The organism is Nocardia sp. CDC160 (genome assembly GCF_035818795.1).
Classification (GTDB): Bacteria; Actinomycetota; Actinomycetes; order Mycobacteriales; family Mycobacteriaceae; genus Nocardia.
This window is the reverse complement of the sequence record NZ_JAYKYT010000002.1, coordinates 259,754-279,761: the sequence shown is the minus strand read 5'-3', so window position 1 is coordinate 279,761 and position 20,008 is coordinate 259,754. Positions and strand designations below refer to the sequence as shown.

1 protein-coding gene (only partly in view) is annotated in these 20,008 nt (G+C 69.8%); it reads left to right on the top strand.

Annotated elements, in window-relative coordinates; genetic code table 11:
• Window positions 1-20,008, top strand: the 3' portion of a protein-coding gene (locus VMT40_RS08695) for a non-ribosomal peptide synthase/polyketide synthase (protein ID WP_326357474.1). The gene continues 8,339 nt to the left of window position 1, outside the view; 20,008 of the gene's 28,347 nt are visible here — the last part of the coding sequence; the start codon falls outside the window, past its left edge; it ends in the stop codon at window positions 20,006-20,008.

The window sequence follows — 20,008 nt, the reverse complement described above, 5'->3', positions numbered from 1 at the left end:
GCGGTACCTGAACGAGGAGACGGCGGGGCCGTTGCCGGATAGGATGCCGGGCCGGATCGGGTTCAACTATCTGGGCCGGATCTCCGACGCCGATGCCCGCCTGAGCGGAATCGACGGCGCGGCAGACGAATTGACCGTCGACCCGGACCCCCGACAGCCGGTGACGCTGGCGGTCGAGGTTACCGCCATCGTGATCGAGGATCGGCTGCGCGCCCGGTTCCGATTCCCCCGCACCCTGCTCGATGCCGTGGACGTCGACGAGCTGGCGGCGCTGTGGGCCGAGGCCCTGACGGCCATCGCCGACTACGCCGAAACCCCTGGCGCGGGCGGGCATTCACCCTCCGACTTCGATCTGGTGGATCTGACCCGATCCGAGGTCGCCGCACTGGACCGGGCGTATCCGTCGCTGACGGACATGTGGCCGGTAACGCCGCTGCAGGCCGGTCTGCTGTTCCACAGCGGACTGGGCGACGCCGGTCAAGCGGATGCGTATGTCGCACAGCTGGTTCTGCGCCTTTCCGGGGTTCTCGATGCCGACCGGCTCCGTGCGGCGGCTCGTACGCTGCTGGATCGGCATCCGATTCTGCGGACCGCCTTCACCGTCACCGGTGGTGGCGCGAGTGTCGCGGTGGTGTGCGATGACGTCGAACTGCCGTGGCAGGTAGTCGATCTCACCTACAGTGCGGACGGCGACCGCGCGGTGGCCGATATCGCGGCCGAGGTGAAGGCCCGCCGCTTCGACCCGGCGGCGGCACCACTGCTGCGCTGGACGGTGGCCGAGGTGGGCCCCGACGACTGGGCCCTCATCCTGACCAACCACCACGTGATACTGGATGGCTGGTCCTACCCGCTGCTGATCGGCGATCTCTTCACCCACTACGCCACCGGTCACCCCTCGGAGGCCGCGGCCGGGTCGTACCGAGACTTCCTGGCGTGGCGGGCAAGTCGCGATCGGGACGCGGCATCGGCGGCCTGGTCACAGGCCCTGGCGGGTGCCGAACCCACCCTGGTCACCACCGAGCGGGCGGTCACCGGCGCGGTGGCGGAGGAGTGGATCATGGTCGATCCCACCGTCGCGCGGGAGCTGGCGGCCGCCGCGGCCGCCGCCGGGGTCACCGTGCACACCGTGCTGCAATCGATGTGGGCGATCATGCTGGCGCAGCTGACCGGTCGCACCGATATCGTGTTCGGCGGCACCGTCTCCGGCCGCCCCGCCGAGCTGCCCGATGCCGAACGCGCCGTGGGCCTGTTCATCAATACGATCCCGACCCGGGTGCGCTTGGACCCCGCCGAGACCGCCGCCGGGCTGTGGACGCGCCTGCAGTCCGAACAGGCCGCTCTGCTCGAGCATCAGCATCTCGGGCTGCCCGATATCCACGCGCTGACCGGGACCGACCGCCTCTTCGACACCGTCATGGTGCTCGAGTCCTATCCCCTTGACGCGCAGGGTATTCGGCGACTCACCGGCGAGGCGGACCTGCGGGTCGCCGGGGTGACGGCGACGGACTCCACGCACTATCCGCTGACGTGCAGCGTCACGGTGCACGAGGGTCTGCGCATCCGACTGCAATACCAACCCGAGGTGCTGGATGCGGCGACGGTCGCGACCTTCGCGCGGCGGTTGGAACGGGTATTGCGCACGATCATCACCGATTCGACTGTGCCCGTGCGTGATATCGAAACTCTGCCGGGGGAGGAACGACAGGGACTCCTGAGCCGAGGCCGGGGCGACGGACTCGATTCGGAGTCCTTCGGCCCCTCCGACGGGACGACCCTGCCGGAGATTCTGTCGGCCGCGGCGACCGCGAACCCGGACGGCTGTGCGGTCGTGGACGGCGCGCGGCGCGTCACCTATCGGGAACTCGACGAGCGCTCGAACCTGGTGGCGCGGTCCCTGATCCAGCGCGGGGCGGGCCCGGAATCCGTGGTGGCGATCGGGGTGTCGCGCTCGCTCGACTGGGTGCTGGCGGTCTGGGCGATCGCCAAGACCGGAGCGGCGTTCGTCTCGCTGGATCCCGGACATCCGATCCACCGCAATCGATTCATGTGCACCGATTCCGCTGTGCGCGTGGGTATTACCACCGGCCGGTATGCGGCAGCGCTGCCGCAGGACGACGTTGTCTGGCTGGATCTCGATGACCTGGTCGATGATTCGCCCGGGACGACGGTCGGTGTCCCTGCCCAAGCTGTCCCCGTCCGCGCGGCGAGTACGGCGTATGTCGTCTACACCTCCGGCTCGACCGGACACCCGAAGGGCGTCGAGGTCACCCATGCCGGGCTGGCCGGGGTCTGCGGCGCGCAGCGGCGGCGGTTCGCGACGGGTGGGGAGTCCCGCGTGCTCGCCGTGGCCTCCCGCACCTTCGACGCGGCGATATTCGAACTGCTGCTGGCGGTTTCCGGCACGGCGACGCTGGTCGTCGCGCCGCCGGACGTCTACGGTGGGCCGCAACTCGCCGAGCTCATGCGCACCGAGCGGGTCAGCCATGCCGTCCTCACGCCGACCGTGGTCGCGGCCATGGATCCCACCGGCCTGGATGATCTGGAAGTCCTGACCGTCGCCGGTGAGGCCTGCCCGCCCGCGCTCATCGCGCGCTGGGCGGCCACCGATACGGCGCGCCGCCGCCGGGTGCACAACCTGTACGGTCCGGCCGAGGCGACCATCTGGGTGACGGCCACCGGCGAATTGATTGCGGGCCAGCCGGTTCCGCTGGGTTCGGTGATCGGCGGGATGTCCGCGCTGGTGCTGGATGCCTGGCTGCGTCCGGTGCCGGTCGGTGTGGTCGGCGAGCTGTACGTGTCGGGTCCCGGTGTGGCGCGCGGCTATCGGGGACGTGCCGAACTCACGGCGTCGCGCTTCGTCGCGGATCCGTTCGGTGCGCCGGGGCAGCGGCTGTATCGCACCGGCGACCTGGTGCGGTGGCGGGCCGAGGAATCCGGTACCGAGGTGCTCGAGTTCGTGGGCCGCTCCGATTTCCAGGTGAAGGTGCGCGGACAGCGTCTCGAACTCGGGGAGATCGAATCCGCCCTGTGCGCGCTCGACGGCATCGATCACGCCGTCGTGCTGGCCCGCGACACCGGTGCTGGTACCCGCCTGGTGGCCTATGTGGTCGCCGCGCCGGGCCGCGCGTTCGATCCGACGCGGCTGCGGCGCGCGGTGGGACGACGACTGCCGGGCTTCATGGTGCCCGATGCCGTGATGGCCGTGGATGCGCTGCCCCTGACGATGAACGGCAAGCTCGACAAGGCCGCGCTGCCCGAGCCCGTGATCACCCGGGCCGAGTACCGGACTCCGGCGACGCCCCGGGAAGAATTGGTGGCCGCGACCTTTGCCGAGGTGCTCGGCGTGGACCGCGTGGGTGCCGAGGACGACTTCTTCGTGCTGGGTGGCGATTCGCTGTCGGCGACGCGCGTGGCCGCTCGGCTCGCGGATCGACTCGGGATGCCCGTGAGCGTCCGCGAGGTCTTCGAAGCCCCGGTGGTCACGGAATTGGCGGCGCGGCTGGCCGAAGCGGATCGGCCGAGCACGGAGGCGAATCGAGCGATCGATGACGGTCCACGCCTGCGGCCGTGGGCGCGGCCGGAGCGGGTGCCGCTGTCGTTCGCGCAGCAGCGCATGTGGTTCGTCAACCGCTTCGCCCCGGACTCGGCGTCCTACAGCATTCCGCTGGTTCTGCGGTTGTCGGGCGCGCTGGATATCGCGGCGCTGGCGGCGGCGATCATGGATGTGCTGGTCCGGCACGAGGTCTTGCGGACCCGATACCCGGACGTCGATGGTGTGCCCTACCAATCGGTGGTGGCGGAAGCCGATCTCCCGGCGTCCGTGAATGTGGACCTCACGCCGCGCACGGTCGCGGAGACGGATCTGGCGGGTGCGGTGTCGGAGGTGGTATCGGCCGGTTTCGATGTGGCCGAACAGATTCCACTGCGCGCTCGACTGCTTTCACTCGGAGCCGAAGAGTTCGTCCTGGTGATGGTGATCCACCACATCAATGCCGACGGCTTCTCCATGGCCCCGCTGGCGCGCGATCTGGCGTCCGCGTACGCGGCCAGGTGTCTTGGACGGCAACCGGATTGGCCGACCCTGCCGGTGCAGTACGCCGACTACGCGCTGTGGCAGCGGGAACGGCTGGGCTCGGCAACCGAACCGGCCTCGCTGCTCGCGCGCCAAATCCGCTACTGGACAGAGCAATTGCGGGACCTGCCCGAGCTCGTGGAACTGCCGTCGGACCGGCCGCGACCGGCCGTGGCCTCGCATCGCGGTGCGACCCATCGCTTCACGGTGGAGCCCGCCGTCGTGACGGGCCTGCGGGACCTGGCCGCTGCCACCGGTGCCACCGTGTTCATGGTGTTCCACGCCGCCTTGGCGGTGCTGATGTCGCGGCTGTCGGGCGCCACCGACATTCCGATCGGCACACCGGTTTCCGGCCGTGGCTCGGCGCTGCTGGACGATCTGGTCGGCATGTTTGTCAATACCGTCGTCCTGCGCACCCGGGTCGACGAGTCGGTGTCGTTCACCGACCTGCTGGGCCAGGTGCGCGCGGTGGACCTGGATGCGTTCGCGCAGGCGGAGATTCCCTTCGAACAGGTGGTGGAGGCCCTCGATCCGCCGCGCAGTCAGGCGCATCACCCGCTGTTCCAGGTCATGCTGGCCTTCCACAATCTCGACCCGGCGGCCGTCGAACTGCCCGGGCTGGCGGTCACGCCCGCCGGTGCCGAGACCGGTGTCGAACGCTTCGACCTGACGCTCACCCTGGCCGACCAGCCCGATGCCCACGGCGCGATGCCGGTCGATCTGAGTTACGCCACCGACCTTTTCGACGCGGACACGATCACCACCTTCGCCGACCGCCTGCACCACTTGCTGCGGGCGGTGATCGACGATCCAGCACTCGCGTTGCGGGACATCGAGATCCTGTCGGCGACCGAGCGGCGCGCCCTCGAAACCTGGGGTGGCACCGGCACTCCCGATCTCGCCGCGCTCGCCGTCACCGCGGACGCGGTGACGCTGCCGCTGCTCCTGGCCGCCGCGGTCGCCGCGCATCCGGACGGTATCGCGGTCGTGGACGGCGATCGCACCCTCACCTACCGGGAACTCGACGAGCGTTCGAATCAATGGGCGCGCTTCCTGATCGGCCACGGCGTCGGCCCGGACACGGTCGTCGCCATCGCCCTGCCGCGCTCGCTGGAATGGGTGCTCGCCCTGTGGGCGGTAACCAAGGCCGGTGCCGGGTTCCTGGGTCTGAACCCCGCCCATCCGCTCGACCGCAACCGGTTCATGTGCGTCGATTCCGGTGTCTCGCTGGGTATTACGGACGACGAGCACGCCTCGGCCATGCCCGAGGAGGTGTCCTGGCTGATTCTGGACAACCCGTCGGTGGCGGGTCGGGTCGGGCAGTACCCGGCGACCGGGCTCACGGCCGCCGAACGACATGCCGTGCTCCGCACGGACAACACGGCCTACCTCGTCTACACCTCGGGCTCGACCGGTAGGCCCAAGGGCGTGGAGGTCGGCCACGCCGGACTGGCCGCGGTCGCCGCCGCGCAACTGCGTGACTACGGGGTCACCAAGGACTCCCGCGTGCTGGCCGTCGCCGCGCGGACCTTCGACGCCGCGCTGCTCGAACTCCTGCTCGCCGTCCCCGTGGGCGCAACCCTGGTCATCGCTCCCGAGGATGCCTACGGCGGGTCCGCCCTCACCACACTGCTGCGTGAGCAGCGCATCACGCACGCGTTCCTGACCCCGTCGGTGGTCGCCTCCCTGGATCCGGACGGGCTGGACGACCTGCGGGTCCTGACCGTTGGCGGCGAGGGCTATTCGGCGCGGCTGGTGGAACGCTGGTCGCGCACCGACGCCGCCCACTCGCGCCGGTTCTTCAATACCTACGGGCCGACCGAGACCACGATCATCGCCATGATCAGCCGCGAACTGCGGGCGGGTGATCCCCTCGATCTCGGCGTCGGCATCCCCGGCATCGGCGTGCGAGTGCTCGACGCGTGGCTGCGTCCGGTGCCGGTCGGCGTGGTGGGCGAGCTGTACCTGTCGGGTGCGGGCCTGGCACGGGGATATCGGGGCCGGGCCGGGCTGACGGCCTCGCGGTTCGTCGCGAATCCGTTCGAAGGACCGGGCGAGCGGCTGTACCGCACCGGTGACCTGGTGCGCTGGACCGTCGACGAATCCGGTTCCGGCGTCCTGCTTTTCGTCGGGCGCTCCGACTTCCAGGTGAAGGTGCGCGGGCAGCGACTCGAGCTCGGCGAGGTGGAAGCCGCGCTGTGCGAAGTGGACGGCGTCGGTCAGGCCGTGGCCGTGGTGCACACGGACGGGGAGAACGCCGACGCGGCGGTCCGGCTCGTGGCCTACGTCGCCGCGCGGGCCGGGCGCACGGTCGACCCCGATTCGCTCCGGGCGGCGGTGGGCGAACGCCTGCCCGGCTACATGGTGCCGGACCTGGTGATGGTGCTCGACGAATTGCCTTTGACCGCAACCGGAAAGATCGATCGGCGGGCGTTGCCGGAACCGGTGTTCGCGCCGCGGGAATTCCGCGCGCCGTCCACTCCGGCCGAGCAGACCATCGCCGAGGTCTTCGCGGAGGTCCTCGGGCGCGAGCAGGTCGGTGTCGATGACGACTTCTTCGCGCTGGGCGGCGATTCGATCGTCTCCATCCAGGTGGTGTCCAAGGCGCGCGCCCGGGGTGTGGCATTCGGGCCTCGCGATGTCTTCGAACAGCGGACCCCGGCACGGCTGGCCGCCGCCGCGCGGACCGTCGCCGGTGCCCGCGCCGACCTGGCCGAGCTGCCCGGCGGCGGCGTGGGCGAGCTGCCGCTGCTGCCGGTGGCACGGTGGATGGTGGAGTGGGGCAAGGGATTCGACCGCTTCGCCCAGCATGTCGTGCTGCGGCTGCCCGCGGGGGTGAACGAGGCGGGACTGGTCGCGACGATCGGCGCGGTCCTCGATCGCCACGACATGCTGCGATCCCGGCTGCGGTGCGATGACACCGGGCAATGGTCGATGGAGGTCGCGCCCGCGCGCGGCGTCGATCCGGCGTGGCTGCTGCATCGCCGTGCGCTCGAACCCGGTCTCGATGTCGACACCGAGTCCGGTCGGCGCGCGGTCGCCGAGATCGCCACGGCCGAATTGGATTCGGCGCTGGACTGGTTGGACCCGCGCGGCGGGACCATGGTGCAGTTCGTGTGGCTCGAACCCGCGGGTGAGGTGCCGGGCTGGCTGCTGGTGGTGGCGCATCACCTGGTCGTCGACGGTGTGTCGTGGCGGGTGCTGGTGCCGGACCTCATGACGGCGCTCACCCGGGCCGCCGCGGGCGGTACGCCCGTGCTGGAGCCGGTGGGCACCTCGATGCGGCGGTGGGCGCACGGGCTGGTGGAGGCGGCGGCCGAGCCGAATCGGTTGCGGGAGTTGGGCTTGTGGCAATCGATGGTCGCCGGTGCGGATCCGGTGATCGGCGGGCGGGAGCTGGACCCGGCCGTCGATACCGCCGCCGCGCTGGAGCAGGTCGAAGTCTGGTTGCCGGAAGCGGTGACGCAGGCCTTGCTGTCGCGGGTGCCGACGGCGTTCCACGGCGGTGTGAACGACGGGCTGCTGGCGGGTTTGGCGGTCGCGGTTCGCTTGTGGCGGGCACGCGGTGGACTCGACGAATCGTCGGTGCTGATCCGGTTGGAAGGGCACGGCCGGGAGGAACAGGTCGTGCCCGGTGCGGACCTGTCGCGGACGGTCGGCTGGTTCACCTCGATGTTCCCGGTGCGGTTCGATCTGGATGGCGTCGATATCGACGATGTGATCGCCGGTGGGGATTCGGTTGCGGCGGTGGTGTTGTCGGTGAAGGAGACACTGCGGTCGATACCGGACAAGGGCATCGGGTACGGACTGCTGCGGTATTTGAACGAGGAGACGGCGGGGACGCTGCCGGATCGGATGCCGGGCCGGATCGGGTTCAACTACCTGGGCCGTGTCTCCAGCGCCGACGTCGGGGCGGACGGCCCGCACGGAGGCCTGGGCGAGCTCACCGCGGCACCCGATCCGGACATGCCGGTGACGGTCGCGGTGGATATCAGCGCCATTGTCATCGAGGATCGGCTGCGCGCCAGCTTCCGCTTCCCCCGCACCTTGCTCACGCCCGCCGAGGTGGAAGAGCTGGCACAGCTGTGGTCGCGGGCCTTGACCGCGATTGCCGAGCATGCCCAAAACCCCGGTGGCGGTGGACATTCCCCGTCCGACTTCGCACTCGTGGAACTGAGCCAGTCCGATGTCGTCGAGCTGGAACGCGCGCATCCCGACCTGACCGACGTGTGGCCGGTGACCCCGCTGCAGGCCGGACTGTTGTTCCATGCCCGCGTCGCCGACGCCGAAGCCGAGGCGGATGCCTATGTCGCCCAACTGGTTCTGCATCTGTCGGGCGGGCTGGATCTGGAGCGGCTGCGCACGGCAGCGACGGCACTGGTGCAGCGGCACGAGAGTCTGCGGGCCGCGTTCGTCACCACCGCCAGCGGCATCGACGTGGCGGTGGTCGGCGATACGTTCGAATTACCCTGGCGTGTTGTCGATCTGAGTTCGTCCGCCGATTCCGCCACCGCGCTCGACGAGCTCGCGGCCGCGGAGAAGGCGGCTCCCTTCGACCTGTCCACCGCGCCGCTGCTGCGCTTTACCGTCGCCCGGCTCGCCGCCGATCGGTGGGCGCTGATCCTGACCAACCATCACGTCATCCTCGACGGCTGGTCCTACCCGCTGCTGCTCACCGAGCTGTTCACCGCGTACACCGGAGCGACCCCGAGCCGGGCCGCCGGGTCGTATCGGGATTACCTGGCGTGGTTGGTGACTCGCGACCGGGACACCGCCCTGGCCGCGTGGGATGCGGCGCTCGACGGTGTCGAGCCGACCCTGATCGCCGGTGACTCCGAAGTGGGCGCGACCGAGGTGGCCGAGTGCACGATCGGCCTCGACGAGTCCGAGACCCGGGCGCTCGTGGCGGCTGCCGCCGCGGCCGGGGTGACCGTCAATACCGTCCTGCAATCGGCGTGGGCCATGCTCTTGGCGCGGCACACCGGCCACACCGACGTGGTGTTCGGCGCGACCGTCTCGGGTCGGCCCGGCGAACTGCCCGACGCCGACCGCACCATCGGCCTGTTCATCAATACGATCCCCACGCGTGTCCGGTTGGACCCCACCGAGACCGTCACCGCGCTGTGGTCCCGCCTGCATCGCGAGCAGGCCGCGCTGCTCGAACACCACCACATTGGGCTGCGAGATATCCACGCGCGCACCGGAACCGACCGGCTCTTCGACACGCTCATGGTGTTGGAGTCCTACCCGATCGATATGCGGGACATCGAACACGCCGTCGGGGATGGCGATCTCGCGATTACCCGGGTGGTCGCGGCCGATGCCACGCATTACCCGCTCTCTTGCACGGCGATGCTGCGGGAGACGTTGGGGATGCGATTGCAGTATCGCGCAGAGCTTTTCGATGCGGCGGCGGTCGCGACCCTCGGCGAGCAGTTGCGGCGGATGCTGGGGACGATCGGTCGCGACGCCTCCCTGTCGGTGCGGGACATCGGGGCGGGCGAGGGTGTCGGTCCGATCGGTCGCCGGGAAGACCTCGACACCGTCGTGCTGGCCGACGTGCTTGCCCGGGCGGTGGCGGCCAATGCCGAGGGCGACGCGGTCGTGGAAGGGGACCTGCGGATCTCCTACCGCGCACTGGATGAGCGTTCGAACCAGCTGGCGCGGCTGCTGATCGGGCGCGGCGTGGGGCCCGAGTCGGTGGTGGCGATCGGGCTGCCGCGATCGTCGGACTGGGTGCTGGCCGTGTGGGCCATCGCCAAGGCCGGTGCCGCCTTCGTCTCGATCGACCCGGCGCATCCGGCCGAGCGGAATCGGTTCGTGTGCGCGGACTCCGGGGCCTGCTGCGTGTTGACGCGCAGCGACGCGGGTCTCGACCTGCCCGGTGTCGACACGGTCGGGCTCGACGAGTCGGATCTGTCGAGTTTCGGCACGGCGGCGGTGACCGATGCGGAGCGGTGTGCCCCAACGCATTCGGGCAATACCGCGTACGTCGTCTACACCTCGGGCTCCACCGGACAACCCAAGGGCGTCGAGGTCACGCACGCCGGATTGGCGATCTTGCTGGCCGACCATGTCCGGCGCTGTGCGGTGGATTCGGGCTCGAAGGTGCTCTCGGTGGCCGCGCGGACCTTCGACGCGGCGATCCTCGAACTGCTGCTCGCGGTCTCGCGCGGTGCCACGCTCGTGGTCGCGCCACCGGATGTCTATGGCGGACAGCCCCTGTGGGAGCTGCTGCGTGAGCAGCACGTCAGCCATGCGTTCCTGACACCGGCCGTCGCCCTGTCCGTCGACAGCGACGGGCTCGACGAGCTGAGGGTGGTGCTGACCGGTGGTGATCGCTGTGGCCCGCAGCTCGTCTCGCGCTGGGCGGGCACTGATGCGGCCGGACAGCGACGTGTGCACAACCTGTACGGTCCGGCCGAGGCGACCATCTGGGTGACCGGTGCGCGGCTGCTGCCGCAGGAACCGATCACGATCGGCGAGCCGCTGGCCGGAATGCGGGTGGTGGTCCTGGACCCGTGGCTGCGGCCCGTGCCCGCCGGTGTGGTCGGCGAGCTGTACGTGGCCGGACCCGGTGTGGCGCGCGGTTATCGGGGCCGGGCCGGATTGACCGCGTCGCGGTTCGTCGCGAACCCGTTCGGCGAGCCGGGTGAGCGGCTGTACCGCACCGGCGACCTCGTTCGCGTGGTCGCCGAGGAATCTGGTTCTGGAACAGTGGAATTCGTCGGACGCTCCGACTTCCAGGTCAAGGTTCGCGGCCAGCGCCTCGAGCTGGGTGAGGTCGAAGCCGCGCTGTGCGAGCTGGCGGGTGTCGAACAGGCCGTGGCGATCGTGCACACGGGCTCCGGGACCGGCGCACGCCTGGTCGGCTACGTCACCGTGGCCGACGGGCACACGGTGGACGCGGAACAGCTCAGGCAGCGGGTGGGGGAGCGGCTGCCCGCCTACATGGTCCCGGATGTGGTGATGGTGCTCGCGGAGCTGCCGCTCACCGCCACCGGCAAGGTCGATCGGCGCGGACTGCCCGAACCGGTGTTCCCGCAGCACGACTTCCGTGCGCCGTCGAGTCCCGTCGAGGAGATCCTGGCCCGGGTGTACGCCGAGGTGCTCGGGCTCGAACGGGTCGGTGTCGATGACGACTTCTTCGCGCTGGGCGGCGATTCGATCGTCTCCATCCAGCTGGTGACCAAGGCGCGCGGGCAGGGCGTGGTGTTCGGTCCGCGCGATGTGTTCGAGCAGCGCACCCCGGCCAGGCTGGCGGCGCGGGCGCGGCGGGCCGAGGACGCGGGTGCGAACCGGCTGGCGGAACTGCCCGGCGGCGGAGTCGGCGAGCTGCCGCTGTGGCCGATAGCGCGCTGGATGATGGAGTGGGGCGGGGGCTTCGAACGGTTCGATCAGCACGTGGTGCTGCGACTGCCCGGCCGCGTCGACATCGAGGCGATGACGGCCGCGCTCGGTGCGGTGCTGGACCGCCACGACATGCTGCGCTCGCGGCTGCTGCGCGGCGCTGACGGGGAGTGGTCGATGGAGGTGGTTCCCGCCGACGCGGTCACGGTGTCGGATTTGTTGCAGCGACGGGTGATCGACGGCGGCACCACGACCGACGCCGGTCTTCGGTCGGTCGCCAATATCGCGGTAGCGGAACTGAATTCGGCGCTGGGACGGCTGAATCCGGCGGCCGGTTCCATGGTTCGGTTCGTGTGGCTGGAGACCGCGGACGGAACACCGGGATGGCTGCTGGTGGTCGCGCACCACCTGGTGGTCGATGGGGTGTCGTGGCGGGTCCTGGTGCCGGATCTGCTGTCGGCGTTCGAGCAGATCGCGGCGGGCGGTACGCCGGTGCTCGAGCCGGTCGGGACCTCCATGCGGCGCTGGGCGCACGGACTGGTCGAGGCCGCCGCCGACCCGATTCGGGTGGGGGAGTTGGGATTCTGGCAGTCCATGGTCTCGGGTCCGGACCCGCTGATGGGTCGGCGCGACCTGGACCCGGCGGTCGACACCGCCGACACCCTCGATCAAATCGAGGTGGAGCTGCCCGAATCGGTGACACAGGCGCTGACCACGCGGGTACCGGCCGCGTTCCACGGCGGTGTGAACGACGGACTGTTGGCCGGTCTGGCGGTGGCGGTGCGGATTTGGCGGGCGCAACGGGGGATGGACGACCCGTCTGTGGTGATTCGCATGGAGGGCCACGGTCGTGAGGAACAGGTCGTGCCCGGTGCGGACCTGTCGCGGACGGTCGGGTGGTTCACCTCCATGTTCCCGGTGCGATTCGATCTGAGCTGGCTCGACGTCGAGCATGTCACGCCCGATGAGGTTGCGGCGGTGGTGCTCTCGGTGAAGGAGACACTGCGCGCCATTCCCGACAAGGGCATCGGATACGGGCTGCTCCGCTACCTCAACACCGACACCGCGAGTGCGCTGCCGCGGCGCATGCCCGGTCGAATCGGGTTCAACTACCTGGGCCGGGTCTCCGGCCTCGCCGACGGAATCGACGGCGGGCTGGGCGAATTGGTGGTGCCCGCCGATCCGACCATGCCGGTCACCGTGGCATTGGATGTGAGCGCGCTCGTGATCGACGACCGGATGCGGGCCACCTTCCGCTTCCCGCGCACGCTGCTGCATCCGGCGGATATCGAGGAACTGGCCGACCTGTGGACCGACGCGGTCACCGCGCTGGCCGAACTCGCCGACATGCCCGGCGCGGGTTGGCATTCACCGTCCGACTTCGAGCTGGTGCGCCTGAGTCGAGCGGAGGTCATCGCGCTCGAACGGGCGTACCCCGCGCTGGCGGATGTGTGGCCGGTGACGCCCTTGCAGGACGGTCTGATCTTCCACGCGCACCTGGCCGAAGGCGCGCAGACCATCGACGTCTACGCCGCACAGGTGGTGCTGCGATTCTCGGGTGCGCTCGAGCCGGAGCGGCTGCGTGCGGCGGCGGGCGCGCTCGTAGAGCGAAATGCCGTACTGCGCACGGCATTCACCTCGATTGACAGCGGTGTGCACGTGGCGGTTGTCTGTGATGATATCGAATTGCCCTGGCGTATAGTCGATCTGAGTGATCAAGCCGATCCCGAGACGGCTTTGGTCGAGCTCGCGGCGGCCGAGAAGTCCCGCCGGTTCGATCTCGCCGTCGCACCCTTGCTGCGATTTACCCTCGCCGAGTTGGGAACCGACCGCTGGGCGCTGATCCTGACCGACCATCACGTCATCCTCGACGGCTGGTCTTGGCCGCTCTTGGTCACCGACCTGTTCACTCGCTATGCCGGGGGTGAGGGTGTGGCCGCGGGGTCGTACCGGGACTTCCTGGCCTGGTTGACGACCCGGGATCGGCAGGCCGCCCGCGCGGCGTGGGCCGCGGCGCTGGACGGCGTCGAGCCCACGCTGATCGCCGACCCGACCGCGACCGCCACGCGCGCGGTGGTGGATCGGTCGCTGGTGATCGATGCCCCGGGCACCCGAAAGTTGGTGGCCGCCGCGGCAGCGGCCGGTGTCACGCTCAATACCGTCCTGCAATCGGCCTGGGCGCTGCTCATGGCGCAGTTGACCGGTCGCGACGATGTCGTCTTCGGGACCACGGTGTCCGGGCGGCCCGCCGAGCTTCCGGCGGCCGATCGCACCATCGGTCTGTTCATCAATACGATTCCCACCCGGGTGCGGCTGGATCCGGCCGAGCGCCTCGGCGACCTGTGGGCGCGCATCCACGGCGAGCAGGCGGCCCTGCTCGACCATCATCACCTGGGATTGACCGATATCCACGCGGTCACCGGGAACGACACCCTCTTCGACACGGCCATGGTGTTCGAGTCGTATCCGGTGGACGTGGACCACATTCGGCAGGTCACCGATGACGGCAGCCTCGAACTGACCGGGGTCACCGGCACGGACTCGACGCACTATCCCTTGTCCTGCACGGTGATTCAGCAGGACACGCTGCGGATTCGACTGCAATATCAGCCGGATGTGCTCGATGCTGGCGTGGTCGAGGCGCTCGCCGAGCGGTTGGCGGTCGTGTTGGGTGCCCTCGCCGCGGACCCGGGTGTCGCCGTGCGAGATGTCGCTCTGCTGCCGGATACGGAACGTGCTGCGCTACTCGATGATTGGGGCCGCAACGATCCGGCCGATCTGCTCGACGCGGGCGAGTTCGGCGCGGTCGGCGCGACCCTGCCCGACCTCCTGGCGGCCGCCGTTGCGGCCAACCCGGAGGGGGACGCGGTGGTCGAAGGGGATCAGCGGATCACCTATCGGGAACTGGATGAGCGATCGAATCGGTTGGCACGCTTTCTCATCGAGCGGGGCGCGGGGCCCGAGTCGGTGGTGGCCATCGGGCTTTCGCGGTCGCTGGAATGGGCGGTCGCGGTGTGGGCGATCGCCAAGACCGGGGCGGCGTTCCTGACCGTCGACCCCTCGCATCCGCTCGACCGTAATCGGTTCATGTGCGCCGATTCCGGTGTGCGATTGGGCATTACGGTGGCTCGGCAGCTCGCGGTATTGCCGCGAGACGGGGTGTCGTGGCTGCTGTTGGATGATCCCGAGTCGGTCACCGCCATGGAACAGCACCCGGTCGACGCCGTGACCGATGCCGATCGGGGACGGGCGGTGCGGCCCGACAACACGGCCTACGTGATCTACACCTCCGGCTCCACCGGGCGGCCGAAGGGGGTGGAGGTGAGCCACGCGGGCCTGGGCGTGCTGGCCGCCGCACACCATCACCTGTACGCCGTCGAGTCCGAATCCCGCGTCTTGGGCGTGGGCGCGCGCACATTCGACGTGGCGGTGCTCGAATTCCTGATCGCGCTCTCGGCCGGTGCGGTGCTGGTGATCGCACCCGACGATGTCTACGGCGGGCGGGCGCTCACCGAACTGCTGCGCGATCAGCGCATCACCCATGCCTGGATGACGCCGTCGGTGGCCGCCTCCCTGGACCCGGTCGGACTCGACGACCTGCGGGTCCTGTGGGTCGGCGGTGAGCATTTCGCGCCGCGGCTGGTGGCGCGCTGGTCGCGCACCGATGCGGGCGGGGCACGGCGGTTCTTCAACTCCTACGGGCCGACCGAGGCCACGATCATCACCTCGGTCAGTCCGGAACTGCGGGCCGGTGCGCCCATCACCATGGGCTCGGGCATTGCGGGGCTGCATCTGACCGTGCTGGACCGCTGGCTGCGGCCGGTGCCCGCGGGTGTGGTGGGTGAGCTGTATGTGGCCGGTCCCGGTGTGGCGCGCGGATATCGGGGGCGGGCGGGGCTGACGGCGGCGCGGTTCGTCGCCGACCCGCACGGCGCGCCCGGGCAGCGGTTGTATCGGACCGGGGACCTGGTGCGGTGGGTCGTGGACGAATCGGGTGCGCACGTCCTGGTGTACGTGGGCCGCTCGGACTTCCAGGTGAAGGTGCGCGGGCAGCGGCTGGAACTCGGCGAGGTCGAGGCCGCGCTGTGCGCGGTGGACGGTGTCGATCGCGCGGTCGTCGTGTACCTCGCCGGTGAGAGTGATACCGCCGGTGCGCGATTGGCGGGTTACGTGGTACCGGAGCCGGGTCCCGAGCTGGATGGCGACGCGGTACGGCGGGCGCTGGGGGAGCGGCTGCCGCGATACATGGTGCCCGATGTGGTGCTGGTGCTCACCGAGCTGCCGCTGACCACCAGTGGCAAGGTGGATCGAAAGGCCTTGCCGGAACCGGTGTTCGGTGCCCGGGAGTTCCGTGAGCCGTCCACGCCGCTCGAGACGACCGTCGCGCGGGTCTTCGCCGAAGTGCTCGGGATCGAGCGGGTGGGCGCCGACGACGACTTCTTCACGCTCGGCGGCAACTCGCTGTCCGCGACCCGATTGTCGGCGCGGGTGGCGGACGCGGTGGGTGTGGCGGTCGCGCTGCGGGATGTATTCGAGGCGTCCACGGTCGAAGACCTGGCGGCGCGGCTGGCCACCCGAATCGACGGGCCGGACAGTGGAATCGGCGGGCCGCGACTGGAGCCCAAGCGGCGTCCGGCGCGGGTGCCGCTGTCGTTCGCGCAGCAGCGGATGTGGTTCGTGAACCGGTTCGCGCCGGAATCGGTGTCCTACAGCCTGCCGATGGTGCTGCGGCTGTCGGGGAGCGTGGATTGTGCGGCGTTGTCGGCGGCCGTCATGGATGTGCTCGAGCGGCACGAGGTGCTGCGGACGCGGTACCCGGACATCGATGGGGTGCCCTATCAGGCGGTGACGCCGGTCGCCGAGCTCTCCGATGCGGTGGATATCGATCTGACACCCCGGGTTGTGGACGCCTCCGCGGTATCCGAAGCCGTTGCCGAGGTGGTGTCGGCCGGATTCGATGTAGCCGAACGGATTCCGCTGCGGGCACGGCTGCTGGCGGTGGGAGTCGACGAGTACGTGCTGGTGCTGGTGCTGCATCACATTGCCGCCGACGGATTCTCGATGGCCCCGCTGGCGCGGGATCTCGCGGCGGCCTATGTGGCCAGGTGCGATGAGCGGCAACCGGATTGGTCACCCTTGCCGATCCAGTACGCCGACTACACGCTGTGGCAGCGAGAACTGTTGGGTTCGGCCGACGATCCCGAATCGTTGCTGTCGCGGCAGCTGCGGTACTGGCGCGATCAGTTGCGCGATCTGCCCGAGGTGCTCGAGCTGCCGAGCGATCGGCCGCGACCGGCGGTCGCCTCGCATCGCGGTGCGACCCACGCCTTCTCGGTGGAACCGGCCGTCGTGTCCGGGCTGCAACGGGTGGCGCAGGGGTCCGGGGCGACGGTGTTCATGGTGTTCCACGCCGCGCTGGCCATTGTGCTGTCGCGACTGTCCGGCAGCACCGATATCGCGGTGGGTACGCCGGTGGCGGGGCGCGGGTCGGCGCTGCTCGACGATCTGGTCGGCATGTTCGTGAACACGATCGTCCTGCGGACGCGGGTCGACGAGTCGGTGTCGTTCACCGAGCTGTTGGGACGGGTGCGCGCGGTCGATCTGGATGCGTTCGCGCACGCGGAGATTCCCTTCGAACAGGTGGTGGAGGCCGTGGATCCGCCGCGCAGCCGGGCGCAGCATCCGCTGTTCCAGGTCATGCTCGGGTTCCACAATCTCGACGAGGTGAGCTTCGAGTTGCCGGGGCTCGAGGTGTCGGCCGCGGGGGCCGAGGTGGGTGTCGAGCGGTTCGATCTGACGCTCACGCTGACGGATGCGCCCGATGAGAGCGGTGCGATCCCGGTCGGAATGAGTTATGCCACGGACCTTTTCGACCCCGAGACTGTCGCACTGTTGGCCGAGCGGCTCGGACGGGTGCTGGCGGCCATTGCCGCAGATCCGTCGGTCGCGGTGCGTGACATCGACATGCTGTCCACGGGGGAGCGCGAGCGGCTGGTGCACGAGCTGACCGACGGCATCGGAGCTCGGTCGATCGGTGCGCCCGTCACCCTGCCGGGTCTGTTCGCCGCCGCGGTGGCCGCGAATCCGGACGGTGACGCGGTGGTGTTCGAGGGGCGTCGGATCTCCTATCGGGAGCTCGACGAGCGGTCGAACCTGTTGGCGCGGTGGCTGATCGACCGCGGTGTCGGGTTGGAATCGGTGGTCGCCATCGGGGTGCCGCGGTCGCTGGACTGGGTGGTGTCGGTGTGGGCGATCGCCAAGACCGGGGCGGCGTTCGTCTCGGTGGATCCGGCGCATCCCGTCGAACGGAATCGGTTCGTGTGTGCCGATTCCGGTGTGCGGGTGGGTATTACGACGGTCGGGTACCACGGGGACCTGCCGGAGGAGGTGTCATGGATGCTGCTCGACGGCACCGATGTCGCCTTCGGGCAGGGTGCGATTCCGGCGCCGAATGTGCTGCCGTGGTTGGGCAATACCGCCTATGTCGTGTACACGTCGGGTTCGACCGGTCGGCCGAAGGGGGTGGAGGTCACCCACGCCGGGCTGGCGATGCTGGTCGCCGATCACCGACGCCGCTGCGCGCCGGACCGCGCGTCCCGGGTCTTGGCGGTGGCCGCACGCACCTTCGACGCGGCCGTGCTGGAACTGCTGCTGGCTGTGTCGGCGGCGTCGACGCTCGTGGTGGCACCGGCCGAGGTGTATGGCGGTCAACCGCTGACCGAACTGCTGCGGGCGGAGCGGGTCACCCACGCGTTCCTGACGCCCTCGGTCGCGCTGACCGTGAATCCGGCTGGGCTGGATGAGCTTCGCGTGGTGCTGACCGGTGGGGATCGGTGTCCGCGGCGGATGGTGTCGCAATGGGCGGGGACCGACGCGGCGGGTCTGCGGCGGGTTCACAACCTGTACGGGCCCGCGGAGGCGACGATCTGGACCACCGGTGCGGAATTGGTGGCGGACCGGGCGATTGGTATCGGTGAGCCGATTGCGGGGACCGGCGCGGTGGTGCTCGACGGGTGGCTGCGGCCGGTGCCGGTCGGTGTCGTCGGGGAGCTCTATGTGTCCGGACCCGGTGTGGCACGCGGTTATCGGGGTCGGAGGGCGCTGACCGCCTCGCGTTTCATCGCCCATCCCTTCGGTGCGCCGGGGGAGCGGCTGTACCGGACCGGGGACCTGGTGCGTTGGGGCTCACACGGTTTGGAGTTCGTCGGCCGCTCCGACTTCCAGGTGAAGGTGCGTGGGCAGCGGCTGGAATTGGGCGAGGTCGAGGCCGCGCTCACCGCCGTGCCGGGGATCGAGCAGGCGGTGGTCGTGGTCGATCGGGGCGATGTCGAAAAGGTGAGTGCCGCAGCACGTTTGGTCGCCTATGTCGTGCCGGTCGCGGGCGTCACGGTCGATCCGGTCTCCGTCCGCCGGTCGGTGGCCGACCGCCTCCCGGCCTACATGGTTCCCGAGCTCGTCATGGTGCTCGACGAACTGCCCCTGACTCCCACCGGAAAGATCGACCGTCGCGCCCTGCCCGAACCCGAAGCGCCCTCGAACGAATTCCGTGCCCCCGCATCGGGACTGGAGCAGCTCGTCGCCGACGTCTTCGCCGAGGTCCTCGGTGCGGAGAAGGTCGGCGCGGACGACGACTTCTTCGCCCTCGGCGGAAACTCGCTCACCGCCGTCCAGGTCGTCTCCCTGATCCGCTCCCGCACCGGCCGGAACCTGCACTTCGGCCAGCTCTTCTCCGACGCCACCCCGACCTCGGTCGCACGCACCCTGGACAGCGGCGCGGACGCCCTGAACATCTCCCTCGACGTCCTGACGCCCTTGCGCTCCACCGGCACTCGCCCACCCCTGTTCTGCGTCCACCCCGGCGGCGGCCTGTCCTGGGTCTACGGCTCCCTCGTCCCGCACCTCGACCCCGACATCCCGATCTACGGCCTCCAGGACCCCCACATCGTCGCCGACGAACCCCGCCTGGAATCGGTCGAGGCCTACGCCGACCGCTACGTCCGCGAACTCCTCACCCGCTTCCCCGACACCACCTACAACCTCCTGGGCTGGTCCCTGGGCGGCCAGATAGCCCACGCCATGGCCGTCCGCCTCCAAGAACTCGGCCACCGCGTCGGCCTCCTGGCCCTGGTCGACACCACCCCAGAAACCGGTGTGGCCGAGGTCGCCGAACCCAGCCGCCAAGACGTCTCCGACGCGATCGCCCGAATCCTCGGCGGCTGGCACGACCTGTTGAACCTCACCGAAATCCCCGCCGTCGACACCCTCGACGACTTCTACTCCCTGATCGCCAACCGCATGGCCGAAACCGGCCTCCTCACCCCCCACCAAATCCAACGAGTCCTCCACAGCTTCTCCCACCCCCTCCCCTACACCCCCGCCCTCTTCACCGGCAACGCCCTCCTCTTCACCGCCTCCCGAGAACCCAACCGCCCAACCTTCCTCAATGCCTGGCGCCCCCACATCACCGGCCAAATAGACCAAATCTCCATCAACGACTTCCACACCGCCCTCCTAACCCCCACCCGCACCCCCCACCTAACCCCCCTCCTCAACTCCCGCCTGACCCACGAGCCGATCGACCGTTAG